General features: G+C 69.2%; 12 protein-coding genes. 6 read left to right on the top strand and 6 right to left on the bottom strand.

What is annotated here, in order from left to right:
* Nucleotides 1-369: 369 nt before the first annotated feature.
* Genes ACGFNP_RS36860 through ACGFNP_RS36880 form a run of 5 tightly spaced genes read left to right on the top strand, consistent with a single transcriptional unit; the run spans nucleotide 370 to nucleotide 5,717 of the window.
* Nucleotides 370-1,371: a LacI family DNA-binding transcriptional regulator gene (locus ACGFNP_RS36860; RefSeq protein ID WP_358317948.1), complete on the top strand. Its 1,002-nt coding sequence runs from the start codon at nucleotides 370-372 to the stop codon at nucleotides 1,369-1,371.
* Between the two features lie 27 nt (nucleotides 1,372-1,398).
* Nucleotides 1,399-2,664: an ABC transporter substrate-binding protein gene (locus ACGFNP_RS36865; protein ID WP_393326662.1), complete on the top strand. Its 1,266-nt coding sequence runs from the start codon at nucleotides 1,399-1,401 to the stop codon at nucleotides 2,662-2,664.
* A complete protein-coding gene (locus ACGFNP_RS36870; RefSeq protein ID WP_393326665.1) occupies nucleotides 2,661-3,536 on the top strand; it encodes a carbohydrate ABC transporter permease in 876 nt (291 codons plus the stop codon). The genes ACGFNP_RS36865 and ACGFNP_RS36870 overlap by 4 nt, the downstream gene beginning before the upstream one ends.
* Nucleotides 3,536-4,342, top strand: a complete 807-nt coding sequence (locus ACGFNP_RS36875; protein WP_393326668.1) for a carbohydrate ABC transporter permease — start codon at nucleotides 3,536-3,538, stop codon at nucleotides 4,340-4,342. The genes ACGFNP_RS36870 and ACGFNP_RS36875 overlap by 1 nt, the downstream gene beginning before the upstream one ends.
* Nucleotides 4,343-4,352: 10 nt before the next feature.
* Nucleotides 4,353-5,717: a sulfatase-like hydrolase/transferase gene (locus ACGFNP_RS36880; RefSeq protein ID WP_358317944.1), complete on the top strand. Its 1,365-nt coding sequence runs from the start codon at nucleotides 4,353-4,355 to the stop codon at nucleotides 5,715-5,717.
* Here ACGFNP_RS36880 and ACGFNP_RS36885 read toward each other — a convergent pair.
* From ACGFNP_RS36885 to ACGFNP_RS36910, 6 genes are read right to left on the bottom strand one after another with little or no spacing between them, the layout of a single operon-like run.
* Nucleotides 5,712-6,629, bottom strand: a complete 918-nt coding sequence (locus ACGFNP_RS36885) for a formylglycine-generating enzyme family protein (protein WP_393326671.1) — start codon at nucleotides 6,627-6,629, stop codon at nucleotides 5,712-5,714. The two genes, ACGFNP_RS36880 and ACGFNP_RS36885, sit on opposite strands and share 6 nt — an antisense overlap.
* A 44-nt stretch (nucleotides 6,630-6,673) precedes the next feature.
* A complete protein-coding gene (locus ACGFNP_RS36890; protein ID WP_358317942.1) occupies nucleotides 6,674-8,143 on the bottom strand; it encodes a sulfatase-like hydrolase/transferase in 1,470 nt (489 codons plus the stop codon).
* Entirely contained in the window at nucleotides 8,140-9,111 is a 972-nt protein-coding gene (locus ACGFNP_RS36895) for an aliphatic sulfonate ABC transporter substrate-binding protein (RefSeq protein ID WP_393326673.1), read from the bottom strand. The genes ACGFNP_RS36890 and ACGFNP_RS36895 overlap by 4 nt, the downstream gene beginning before the upstream one ends.
* Nucleotides 9,108-9,893: an ABC transporter ATP-binding protein gene (locus ACGFNP_RS36900; protein WP_358317940.1), complete on the bottom strand. Its 786-nt coding sequence runs from the start codon at nucleotides 9,891-9,893 to the stop codon at nucleotides 9,108-9,110. Before ACGFNP_RS36900 ends, ACGFNP_RS36895 begins: the two co-directional genes overlap by 4 nt.
* The gene (locus ACGFNP_RS36905) at nucleotides 9,890-10,684 is read right to left on the bottom strand and encodes an ABC transporter permease (RefSeq protein WP_393326675.1); all 795 of its coding nucleotides are present in this window, start codon (nucleotides 10,682-10,684) and stop codon (nucleotides 9,890-9,892) included. Before ACGFNP_RS36905 ends, ACGFNP_RS36900 begins: the two co-directional genes overlap by 4 nt.
* The gene (locus ACGFNP_RS36910) at nucleotides 10,675-11,856 is read right to left on the bottom strand and encodes an ROK family protein (RefSeq protein WP_393326678.1); all 1,182 of its coding nucleotides are present in this window, start codon (nucleotides 11,854-11,856) and stop codon (nucleotides 10,675-10,677) included. The genes ACGFNP_RS36905 and ACGFNP_RS36910 overlap by 10 nt, the downstream gene beginning before the upstream one ends.
* Nucleotides 11,857-12,243: 387 nt before the next feature.
* Between ACGFNP_RS36910 and ACGFNP_RS36915 the strand changes: the two genes are divergently transcribed.
* Nucleotides 12,244-13,014, top strand: coding sequence for an ice-binding family protein (locus ACGFNP_RS36915; protein ID WP_393326681.1), 771 nt, complete (start codon nucleotides 12,244-12,246; stop codon nucleotides 13,012-13,014).
* The last annotated feature ends 22 nt before the right edge of the window (nucleotides 13,015-13,036 follow it).

Here is a 13,036-nt window from a genome sequence, read left to right on the forward strand (position 1 = left end):
GCGGGAACCGCGGAAGCGACAGCGCTCAGCGGCTTGAGATGAGTAAGAACGGACGCCTTCATGGTCGCCTGACCTGTCTGGCCCACTACGAGGAGGCCGACAATCGCGGATCGCCGCGGGCGACGCCGACCTGAGTGCCAACGCACGAAATGTCCTCGGTACTCGAACTCTACCTCACCAGGGAAGAGCGTCCCGGACGACAGGAGGTTGATCCGATCAGGAGGGCGGGAGTAGGGTCGGGTGATGTTAATCGTTTAACGTTGACGCGAGGGAGCCCGGGATGACCACCCACGCGCCGATCATCATGCCACGTCAAGACGCTCGAAAAACCGATTTCCCCTATAGGAAATACCATGTTATTCGACTAACATGAGACCCACGGCGCGACAGGTCGCCGAGCTGGCGCAGGTGTCGGTGGCGACCGTGTCCTATGTGCTCAGCGGCCGGGACCGTCCCGTCGCCGCCGAGACGAGGCAGCGGGTGCTCGACGCGGCCAGGCAGCTCGGCTACACGCCCAACCAGGCGGCCAGGAGCCTGCGCAAGCGCCGGACCCAGCGGGTCTGCCTGGTTCAGGCCTCGCTCGGCGGAAATCCCAGCGACGAGCGACTGGCCAGGGACCTGCACGAGATGGCCGACGTACACGGCTACTCCGTGATCACGCTTGCCGTCTACTCCGAGGGCCGCGCGCGAGCTGCGGCCGACGTGCTGCGGAGCGGGATCGCCGACGGCGCGCTGGTCAATCAGACCGGTGACCACCTCACCCACGACCTGCTGGCCGAGATCGTCGCCACCGGGCTGCCGATGGTGGTGGTCCGCAACGAGAGCGTGCCGGACGGCTGCGACGTCGTACGGACACCGGAGACCCAGGTCAGCACAGAGGCGGTCGAGCACCTGCTGGCCGAGGGCCGGACTCGCATCGCCTTCATGGCCCACCGCGAGGAGCTCTACCGAGACCGTCCCACCGGCAGGCTGCTGGGCTACACGACGGCCCTCGACCGGCACGGCGTGGACCGGCGGATCATCGTCTCCGGCGCGGACGACCGCGTGGCGGCCTATCAGTCCGCCACCGAGCTCCTGCGTGCTCCCGACCGGCCGGACGCCATCTTCGCGGCGTCCGACCGGGCGGCGATCAGCGTGATCAATGCCGCCAGAGACGCCGGGCTGGGCGTGCCCGGCGACGTCGCGGTGATAGGCGTCGGCAACATCGACGAGGGCCTCATCAGTAACCCGCAGCTCAGCACCGTCGGCCCGCTCAGACACGACTACACCGACGTCGTGCGCCTGCTCTTCGACCGCCTCCAGGCCGAGGAGCCCCTGCCCGCCCGGGAGATCGTCCGCCCCTGGACGTTCCTGCGGCGGGGCTCTTCCTGAAGGCGTTTGACAGAAGGGAAACCCGAGATGTCCCCCGATCTCTCCCGCCGCGACCTGCTCCGCCTGGCTGGGGCGGCCGCCGCCGTACCGGTCCTGTCGTCCTGCGCCGGAGCCCCGGCCGCGCGGACCGCCGCCCCCGGAACGTTCACCGTCTACTGGAACGCCGGGCACGATTACCAGGCCTATCGCAAGGTGGTCACCGAGTTCGAGCAGGCCAACAAGGTCAAGGTCAACCTCCAGAAGTACCAGTGGCCCGACCTGCGCACCCGGCTGCTCGCCGACTTCGCCTCCGGAACCGCCCCCGACGTGGTGGAGGAACCCGGCGGGTGGGTGCAGGAGTTCGCCATCTCCGGCAACGCCCGCTCTCTCCAGGACTACGTCGACCGCGACGGCGCCGCGATGGGTTTCCCCGCCGACTGGCGCCCGGCCACCGTCGAACGCAACTCCTACCAGGGCAAGGTGTACGGGGTCCAGCTCCACCTGACCTGCAACACGCTCTTCTACAACAAGGCCATGCTCCGGGACGCCGGGCTGGAACCACCCACCACCTGGCCGGAATTCCTGGCCGCCGCCCAGAAGTTGACCAAGGAGGGCGTGTACGGCGTGGCGCTCAACCAGGACTATGCCTACGGCTGGCCCTGGCTGCTCCAGGCTGGAGTCAGCGCGTACGACCCCAAGACCGGAAAAGTCATGACTCCGGTGGCGGATGCGGTGACCGCCATGCAGTTCCAGGCGGACCTGATCCACAAGCACAAGGTCGCCCCCGTACCGGTGTCGAGCACCGACTACTCGGGCCCGCAGAAGCTGTTCTCGGCCGGACGCGCCGCGATGATCCTCACCGGCCCGTGGGACCTCGGCCCGATCAGGACGGCGAGCCCCGACCTGGAGCTGGGCGTGGCCCCACCGCTGAAGGGCGAGCGGCAGGCCACCCTCGCGGCGGGGGTCAGCATGTTCGTCCCGGCCAAGGCGGCCAGGCCCGACCTGTCGTGGGACTTCATCAAGCGCGTCACCACCCTCCAGACCGAGCAGGCCGCCACCAAGGAGGTCGGCATGCTGATGCCCCGCACCTCCTGGGCCGGCCTGCCCGAGGTGCGGGCGGACCCGGTCATCAAGGTCTTCGCCGACGCGCTCGGTTCCGCCGTCGACGCCTCGCAGGAGGTACGCCTCACCGGGCAGTTCGGCAAGTTCGAGGAGCAACTCAAGGTCATGTACCAGGAGGTGCTCATCCAGAACCAACCGGCCGAGTCGGCGCTGAAGAAGTTCAGCGAAGCGGCCGAGGGCTTCCTGCGATGATCCGCCGCAAGACCCTGGCGGGCCGGTACGCCCGGACCGCCTACCTGTTCCTGACCCCGGCGATCCTGTTCTTCGCGGCCTTCTTCTACCTGCCGATCGGCAACGTGGTCGCCACCAGCCTGCGTACCGGGCCACAGGCCGACCAGTTCGCTGGCCTGGCCAACTACGGTCAGGCACTGGCCGACCCGGCCGTGCGCCACTCGTTCCTGGTCACGATCGTCTTCGCGGTGGCCGTGGTGGTCGGCTCGATCGTCCTCGGGCTGATCCTGGCCATGGCGCTCGACCAGCCGCTCAAGGGGCGGGTGGCGTTCCGCGTGCTGCTGCTCGTGCCGTACCTCACCTCGGTGGCGATCGTCGGCCTGCTCTGGCGCAACATCCTGGATCCGGAGCTCGGCGTGCTGAACCGGCTGCTGGCCGCCGCGGGCCTGCCGGAGCAGCAGTGGCTCAACAGCGCTCCGCTGCTCACGATCGCCGCCGTCACGCTCTGGCAGAGCGTCGGCTACACGATGGTGCTGTTCCTGGCCGGGCTGCAGGGCATACCCGAGACCTTCCACGAGGCGGCGAAGATCGACGGCGCCGACGCCTGGCGCCGGTTCTGGCGGATCACGCTGCCGCTGCTCGCCCCCACCACGCTGTTCGTCTCGGTGATGGCGGTCATCTCCGGGCTGCAGGCGTTCGGCCAGGCGTACATCATCACCAACGGCGGGCCGGGCGACGCCACCGACCTGTCGGTCTTCCACATCTTCAACGTCGCCTTCCGCACCAGGGACTTCGGCTACTCCTCGGCGCAGTCGGTGCTGCTCCTGGTCGTGATCGTGGCGTTCACGCTGGTCCAACTCCGGGCCGGGCGGCGTGGGGAGGTCCAGTACTGATGCGCCGCGCCCTGCTCCACACCCTGCTCGGGCTCGCCTCACTGGTGACAGTCCTGCCGCTGCTCTACATGCTGTCGCTGTCGCTGCAGACCGAGGCGGAGACGCTGTCGGCGCACGCGGTGCTCTGGCCGGACTCGCCCCAGTGGGGCAACTACGCCGAACTGTTCGCCCGCGCGCCCTTCGGCGACTTCATCGTCAACAGCCTCGTCGTGGCGGGCGTCATCACGCTGGCGCACCTGCTGTTCGACCCGCTCGTCGGCTACGTGTTCGCCAAGTTCCGCTTCCCGCTGCGCAACACGTTGTTCGTGGCGCTGCTGGCCACGCTGATGGTGCCGTTCTTCGTGCGCATGATCCCGCTGTACGTGCTGATGGCCAACCTCGGCTGGCTCAACACCTATCAAGGGCTGGTCACGCCGTTCCTCATGGACGCGTTCGGCATCTTCCTCATGCGGCAGTTCATCCAGCCCATCCCGGACGACCTGATCAGCGCGGCCCGCATCGACGGCGCGTCCGAGCTGGGCATCTACCGGCGCATCATCCTGCCGCAGACCAGGCCGGCGCTGGCCGTGCTCGGGCTGTTCACCTTCGTCTTCCAGTGGAACGAGTTCCTGTGGCCGCTGGTCGCCACCACGACGCCCGAGATGCGCACCATCCCGGTGGGGCTCACCCTGTTCAACCAGGAGTACTTCACCCTGTGGCACCTCACGGCCGCGGGCTCGGTGATCCTGTTCGTTCCCACCGCCGTCCTGTTCATCCTCACCCAGCGCTACTTCGTGCGCGGCATCGCCCTGACCGGCCTTCGATAGGAGTACCTTCTTGCGTCCGAACGTGATCGTCGTCTTCACCGACCAGCAGCGCTGGGACACCGTGGGCCCCTTCACCCCGAACCTCGACCGGATGGCCAGGCACGGCACGCAGGCCACGGTCGCGCTGACCCCGCAGCCGGTGTGCGCGCCCGCCCGCGCGGCCCTGCAGACGGGCCGCTATCCGACCACCACCGGGGTGTACCGCAACGGCCGCGTCCTGCCCGCCGAGGAGCGCACGCTGGCGCATCACTTCGACGCGGCCGGATACGCCACCGGCTACATCGGCAAGTGGCACCTGGCCGCCACCGAGCCGGTGCCCGAGGAGCTGCGCGGCGGCTACCGCTCGTGGCTGGGGGCCAACGCGCTCGAGCACACCTCCGACGCCTACCGCACGATCGTGTACGACGAGGCGAACGACCCCGTCTTCCTGCCCGGTTACCGCTCCGACGCGCTGGTCGACGCGGCCGTCCGGTTCGTCGCCGACCACCACGACGAGCCGTTCTTCCTCTTCCTGTCCTTCATCGAACCGCACCACCAGAACGAGGTGGACAACTACCCGGCCCCCGACGGCTACGAGGAGCGCTACCAGGGCCGCTGGACGCCGCCGGACCTGGCCGCGCTCGGCGGCACGGCCGCCCGGCACCTGGGCGGATATCTGGGCCAGGTCAAGCGGCTGGACGAAGGGCTGGGGCGGCTGCTCGACGCGCTGAAGAGCATGGAGCTGCTCGACGACACGATCGTCGCCTACACCTCCGACCACGGCAACCACTTCAAGACCCGCAACGGCGAGTACAAGCGGTCCTGCCACGACGCTTCGCTGCGGGTACCGCTGGCCGTGCGCGGACCCGGGTTCGACGGTGGCGGCGCGATCGCCCGGCCGGTCAGCGTCATCGACCTGCCGCCCACGCTGCTGGAGGCCGCCGGACTGCCCGTACCGGAGAACATGCAGGGCCGGTCGTTCCTGCCGCTGCTGGGCGATGCCCGCGCGCCCTGGCCGGACGAGGTGTTCTTCCAGGTGAGCGAGTCGGAGGTGGGCCGGGGCATCCGTACCTCGCGATGGAAGTACTACGCCGTCGCCGAGGACGCCGACCCGCTGACCGCGCCCGCCTCCGCCCGCTACCGCGAGCAGGCCCTGTACGACCTGGACAACGACCCGCACGAGCTGGTCAACCTGGCCGGGCACCGGTCCCACCTGGAGGTGGCGGCGGAGCTGCGGGTGCGGCTGCTGGGCAGGATCGTGGCGGCGGGCGAGGCCGAGCCGGTCATCGAACCGGCCGCCGAGGTTGACGGCCGCGAGCAGGCGCTACCCGACCCTGCCGTCCGGCTGCGCGGCCCGAAACCGACCAGGTTCGGCCACCAGCCACGCGCCTCATAGCGACACGGTCCGGAATCCGGCGTTGGCCATCGACGAGTCCGGTGTGTTCGAGGAGCGTGCCGAGTTGCGGTAGCGGTTGCAGTAGGAGTCGTGGCACAGGAACGAGCCGCCGCGCAGCACCCGGACCGTGCCGCGGGCCGGACCGCGCGGATCGGCGGCCGGGGAGTAGGCGTAGTAGTCAGGGGCGTACCAGTCCGAACACCACTCCCACACGTTGCCGACCGTCTGCCAGAGCCCGTACGCGTTGGGCGCGAACGTACGCACCGGGGCCGTGGTCAGGTAGCCGTCGGCCAGCGTGTTCTCGGTGGGGAACACGCCCTGCCAGATGTTCACCGGCCACTCGTCCTCGGGCAGGTCATCACCCCACGGGTAGCGCGCGCCGACGAGGCTGCCCCGGGAGGCGTACTCCCATTCGGCCTCGGTCGGGAGGCGCCGCCCGGCCCACGAGCAGTAGGCGACCGCGTCGTTCCAGCTCACGTGGACCACCGGGTGGTCGGCCTCCGCCGCGGACAGGGCGCCGCCCGGGTGCCGCCAGTCGGCGCCGCGGACACCGACCCACCAGGGGGTGCCCGCGGCGGGGCCCATCACGTCCTCCGGGCCGGCCGCCAACGCCAGGTGGAAGACGGCGGAGAAGCCGTACTCCTCGGCCTCGGTCCGGTAGCCGGTCGCGTCGGCGAAGGCGGCGAAGGCGGCCGTCGTCACGCTGGTCGCGTCGATGGAGAACGGCGACAGGACGACCGGGTGGACGGGCCCCTCACCGTCGCCCCAGTTACCATCCCCGGTGGCGTCTCCCATCTGGAACTCGCCGCCGGACAGGTCCACCTGCTCGATCGGGTGCGTCCCCCGCGCGGCGAACCGTACGGGCTCCATCGGGGACGCCGGCGTCGCAGGCGTGCAGCAGCTGTCCGACATCCTGGTCACGATACTGGGGTGCCCTGACCAGCCGACGCGCGCCCTCATCGGTAGGTCGCCTCGTCGAGCCCGCTCATCGTCGGGTCGTAGGAGACGTCGCCGACGTCGTACATCGACGTCATCCAGTGGTAGAAGTTGTCACCCCGATCCCGCAGCACCTGGTACAGCCGCCGCATCAGCCGTCCGCGCACCGCCTCCATCTCGGGATGCGGGTAGACGTTGAGCAGTTCGTCCGGGTCGGTGAACAGGTCGTACAGCTCGTTCGTCGAGTCCGGGTTGACGACCAGCTTGTAGCGGTCGGTCCGGATCATCCGCTGCGGGTACGGGAAGTGGTGGCCGTGGAACTCGCAGACGATGTCCTGCTCCCACGCCACGTCGTCAGTGGACGCGAGCGGCACGAGGCTGCGCGAGTCGACGGCGGGAGCAGGGTCGAGGCCGGCCAGTTCGAGGATGGTCGCCGTGCAGTCCAGCAGGCTGACGAACTCCGACCGGACGACCCCGGGCCGCTGCCCCGGGACGCGGAGCAGGCCGGGCGTGCGGTAGATGTCCTCGTACATCGCCGGGCCCTTGTCGTGCAGCCGGTGCGCGCCGGTGAACTCGCCGTGGTCGCAGGTGAAGAACACGGCCGTGTCGTCGACCAGCCCGAGGCGCCGCATGGCGTCCATGACCCGGCCGATCTGGGCGTCGATGAGCGCGACGTACCCCCAGTAGACGGCGATGAGCTTGCGCGTCACCTCCAGCGGCATGGTGTCGAACGTCCAGTGCGCGCTGTAGTTGGCCTGCACCTGCGGCTTGCCGGCGAAGGTCTCCGCGATCGACTTGGGCAGCTCGACCAGCTCGGGGTCGAACAGGTCGAAGAACTCGTCCGGCACGATGTACGGCAGGTGCGGCCCGAAGAAGTTGAGCTGAAGGAAGAACGGCCGCTGCTCGGCCGCGTACCGTTCCAGCAGCTCGATCGTCCGGGTCGCCAGGTAATGCTCGAACGTCGCCTCGACCGGCTGGCTCAGCCGCGCGGCCAGCAGGTTGCCGGGCCCGCCGTTGGGCAGCGTCCCGCGGATGTGGTCGTGGATCTCGTACGGCGGCAGGTCGTTGGCGGCCAGGTAGTCCAGATAGTCGGGATGATCCACGGGGTTGTGCCACCCAGGCAGGTCCGGCCCGTCGAACCCGAAGTCGGCCGCCCGCCGGTGGTGCCCGACGTGCCACTTGCCGATGAGCCCGCAGTTGTACCCGGCCTCCCGCAGCGCCTGGGAGAAGGCGAACTGCCCGTCGGGCAGGTCCTCGATGTAGCCGACGTTCCGCTCGTGGTTGGCGAGCAGCTTGTGCCGGAACGGGGCCTGCCCGGTGAGCAGGCTGGCCCGCGCCGGCGTGCAGATGGCGGTCGGGGTGTACCAGCGGTCGAACCGGGTCCCGGTCCTGGCCAGCTCGTCGAGGACCGGGGTGGCTGCCAACTGGTTCCCGTACGCGCCGAGGGTGTCGACGCGGTGCTGGTCGGTCATCAGGAACAGGATGTTCACTTGGCGGCGCCCACGAACAGGTCGGCCGTGTAATAGGTCTTGGGTGCGACGGGGCCGGTGAGCTTGCCCGCGCCGACGAAGTAGTCGTTCATGCCGGTCAGCCACTTGTCGATCGTGCCGTCCTTGGTGTAGCCGTCCAGGTCGGACAGCGACAGCACCTTGGAGTTGGCCGCGTCGGCCTTCACCTGGTCGGCCGGCTGGTTGAGCATCTTGGCGGTCGAGGCGACGGTCTCGTCGAGGTGGTCGCTGCGGTACTGGATCGCGTCACGGAGCACGGCGATGACCTTCTGGGCCTTGCCCTGGTCCTTGGCGACGACGTCGTTGCCGGCCACGAACGCGGTCGGGAACGACACCGTGTCGGCGAAGTCCTCGTTCTTGGCCAGCTCGACCAGGTCCGGAACGGCCTTCTTGATCGTGGCGATCGCCGGATACCAGAAGCCGGCCGCGTCGATCTGCTTGGACGTGAACGCCGACACGATCGTCGCCGCGTCCATCGGGACGATCTTGACGTCGTTCTTCGTCAGACCGGCCTTCTTCAGGGCGAGCGTGAGGATCATGTCGCCGGAGGTGCCCTCGGGCACGCCGATCGTCTTGCCCTTCAGGTCGGCCATCGTGGCCGTGCCGGCCTGCGCGATGACGCGGTCGGCGTTGCCGAGCGTGTTCATCGCGACGACCTTGGCCTTGCCGGTGGCGGGCAGCCACATGGCGCCCGGGCCGATGTAGCCGAAGTCGAGGTCACCGGTGCCCAGCGCCTGGATCTGCAGCGGGCCGTTGGTGAAGACGCTGGTCTTCACATCGATGCCGTGCTTCTTCCACAGGCCCTGCTCGTTGGCGACGGCGAGCAGGCTGGCGCCGTTGAAGTCGCCGATGTAGCCGAAGTTGACGTGGGTGCCGGCGTCGCCCGACGAGCAGGCGGCCGTGCCGAGCGCCAGGAGGATGGCGGCAGCGGCTAGGGGTGTCTTCCTCATTGTGCGGGCTCCTTGACTTGCCGCTGGTGGTAAACCGAATGCCAGACGCGGTTGCGCAGGTTCCCGAACTCGGGACTCAGCCGCATGTCCTCGTCGCGTGGATAGGGCAGGCCGACATCGATGACGTCGGCGATGCGGCCGGGCCGCGCGGCCATGACGATGACCCGGTTGGCGAGGAACACCGCCTCGTCCACGTCGTGGGTGATGAACATGACCGTCCGCCGCTCCTGGCTCCACGTCTCCAGGAGCTGCTCCTGGAGCCGCACCCGGGTCAGCGCGTCCAGCGCGCCGAAGGGCTCGTCCATGAGCAGGATCGACGGGTTCACCGCGTACGCGCGGGCGATGGCGCAGCGCTGCTTCATGCCGCCCGAGAGGGTCTTGGGCAGCGCGTCCGCGAACCGTTCCAGGCCCACCAGCCGGATGAAGTGCCCGGCCCGCTCCCGCCGCTCGTCCTTGGGGACCTTGGCGGTACGCAGGCCGAACTCGACGTTCTCGCGGACGGTCAGCCACGGGAACAGCGCGTACTGCTGGAAGATCACCCCGCGTTCCGGGCCGGGGCCGGAGACCGGCTTCCCGTCGACGAGCGCGATGCCTCCCGTCGGCTCTTCCAGCCCGGCGAGGATGTTGAGCAGCGTGCTCTTCCCGCAGCCGGAGGGCCCGACGACGGTCACGAACTCGTTGTCGGCGATGTCGAGCGAGACGCCGCCGAGGGCGACGAAGTCCTCCTTCCCGACCGGGAAGACCTTCTCGATGTCGCGTACGGAGATCTTGGGGGTGGTCATCGGCTCTCCTGCCAGGCCGTCAGCTTGTTGCCGGCCAGCATGAGCAGCCGGTCCATGATCAGGCCGAGGATGCCGATCGTGATGATGCCGACGAAGATCGTCGGCAGGTCGTAGTAGAGCTGCGCGCTCTGCATCCGGTGCCCGAGCCCGGCCTGCGCGGCCAGCAGCTCGGCGGCCACGAGTGTCCCCCAGGCCGAGCCGAGCCCGACCCGCATCCCGACGAGGATGAACGGCGTCGAGGCGGGGACCACGACCCGCGCGAAGATCGTGCCATCGTCCGCGCCGAGGACCCGCGCGGCGTTGATGAGGGTCCTGTCCACGTTCACCACGCCCTGGTACGTCGAGATGACACAGGCCAGGAACGCCGCCAGGAAGATGACGAAGATCTTCGGACTCTCGCCGATGCCCATCAGGACCAGCACCAGCGGCAGCATCGCCAGCGGCGGGATGGTCCTGAAGAACTGGATCCACGGCTCGAACAGGCCGCGCGCGATCGTGTACCACCCCATGAGGAAGCCGGCCAGGACCGCCGCGACCGAGCCGAGGGCGAACCCGGCCAGCACCCGCCCGAGCGAGGCGCCGATGTCGGTGACGAGCGTGCCGTCCAGGCTCATCGACCAGGCGGCCGACACCACCTCGACCGGGGTCGGGAACTGGAGCCCGGCCAGCGACAGCCCCCACCAGATCGCCAGCCCGGCCACGACCGAGACGACGTTGAGGATCAACAGGGTCCGGCTCTTGCGGGGCCGGACTCTCGTGGCTCCTGCGACTTCCGTACTGACTATGGCCACCTTCGGCCTCCGTCCGCTGTGATGTCCGCTTCATATCCGGCAAGCAGCGGAGATTCGTGGAACAGGGCCGCGATGGCCCCGAGCGCTCCGCCGTCGTCCGACAGCAGGGCCGGGCGGATCACCGGCGCCGCGTCGGTCAGCCACGACAGTTCGTACGTGACCGTGGCCGCTACTTGCTGCACCAGCGCGGGTGCGATCTTGACGATGTCGCCGGCGAGCACGATCTCGCTGGGGTTGAGCGTCATCGCGGCGGCGCCGAGCACCCGGCCGATGGCCGCGCCGGCCGCGCGCAGCACCTGATCGGCGACCGGGTGCGCGATCTCCACGGCCGCTTTGAGATCGTCGAGCGTGTCTGTCCGCAAGCCGAGCTCGCGGCACCGCCCGAGGATCGCCGGGACGGACGCGACGGTCTCCACACAGCCGCGCTTGCCACACCGGCACTGCGCGCCGCCTGGGACGACGGTCACGTGGCCGAGCTCTCCGGCGTACCCCTTGAAGCCTCGTACGAGCTGTCCGCCCACCACGAGACCACCACCGACGCCGTCGGAAAGGCGCAGGTAGATGAGGTCGCGCACGGAGTCGGACTGGGCGTGCAGCGCCTCGGCCAGCCCCGCGAACCTTACGTGGTTGTCGACGATCACGGCGGCGCGGAAACGCTCCGCGAACAACTCCGCCACCCCGTCGGCCCGCGACCGATCACCCCAGCCCGGCACACCGATCCCGATCGCCTGGAGCGCGCCGTAGTGGACACCGGTATCGGCACTCAACCTGTCGATCAGCACCATCCCGGCCTGAACACGCTCAGGCCATTCGGCCGACTCGTCATAGCGGGATGTACCGGACGCGATGATGTCGTGCGCCGCATCGGCCACCAGGACGTTCACCCGCCGGTGACCGAAGTCGACCCCCATGTACTGCCCGGACCCCGGATCCAGCGCGAGCCGCTCAGCCGGCCGGCCGCTACCGACGCGCTCGACGGCGTCGGTGTCGACAACCCGGATCGCGCCCCGCCCGAGCAGGTCGCTAGTGATCTCGGAAACCGTGGTACGCGACAGGCCGACCCGCGTCGCGATCTCGTTTCGGCTCTGCGCGCCATGCCGGCGCAGCAAGCGCAGCACTCGCTCCTCGTGGGACCGGCGGACGAGCGCATGCGCTCCATTGGGCGTTGACACGCTGGAAACCTATGGTTTGTCCATTTTTTCCGTCAACCTTCCGGCAAAAAGAATCCGGAAATCTGCCACAGGCCCGACGAAAACCTCTGACCAGCGGGGAGATCCGGGGTGCCGCCGGCCATCCCAAGGTTTGGGCTGATCCGGGTGATGTCTTGTCAGCCAAGCGGCACGCCGCCACCGCACCGGGCCGACGCGGGGACTACAAGATCACTATCCGCAACTTTGTCCATGAGCGAGGAACGTATGAAAAGACTTGTCCCGGCTATCCTGCGACGCGCCACGGGTTCGGCCTTGGCACCGGCGCCGGCCACCAGGGTGGCCGGCCCCGCGAAGATCGGCTTGCCCGGCTCTTCTCGACTGGCGGCCGGTTTCGCGTTCATTCCCGTCATGACCATGCTCCTCACCGCGCAGTCCAGCGCGTGCACCCCGGAAGAGCCGGTGGGGCTCGGCAGGGCCGCGAGCTTCGCGGTTCTGGGTGCCAGCACCGTCACCAACACCGGCGAGACCGTCATCACCGGCGACCTCGGACTGAGCCCGGGCACGTCGGTCACCGGTTTCCCGCCCGGCACCGTGGTCGGCGGCTCCATCCATGTGGCCGACACCGTCGCCGCCCACGCCCAGGTCGATCTGACCGCCGCCTACAACGACGCCGCCTCTCGTACTCCCGCCACCACCATCGGGACAGAACTCGGCGGGACCACCGTGAAACCAGGTGTCTACAACTCCGCCGCGGGCACCTTCGGGATCACCGGAAACTTGACCCTCGACGCGCAGGGAGACCCGGACGCGGTCTTCATCTTCCAGGCGGCCTCCACCCTCATCACCGCGTCCTCCAGCGCGGTGATCCTCACCGGCGGCGCCAGGGCCGCCAACGTCATCTGGCAGGTCGGCAGCTCGGCCACGCTGGGTACCGACTCCAGCCTGGCCGGAAACGTCCTCGCGCTGACCTCGATCACCGTGACCACCGGCGTGAACGTGAACGGTCGCGTCCTGGCCCGCAACGGCGCCGTCACCCTGGACACCAACGCCATCAGCCGGTCCACCGGCGCCCTGTCCATCAACGTGCCCGGCAGGGCGGACCTGGGTTCCGCCGCAGCCGGTGCCGCCAACGTGTCGGACCGGCTCGGTGAGATCACCGTGAGCGACACCCGCGGGTGACCCGAACGCCGTCTGGACCGCG

This window comes from Nonomuraea sp. NPDC049269, assembly GCF_043197155.1.
Taxonomy (GTDB): Bacteria; Actinomycetota; Actinomycetes; order Streptosporangiales; family Streptosporangiaceae; genus Nonomuraea.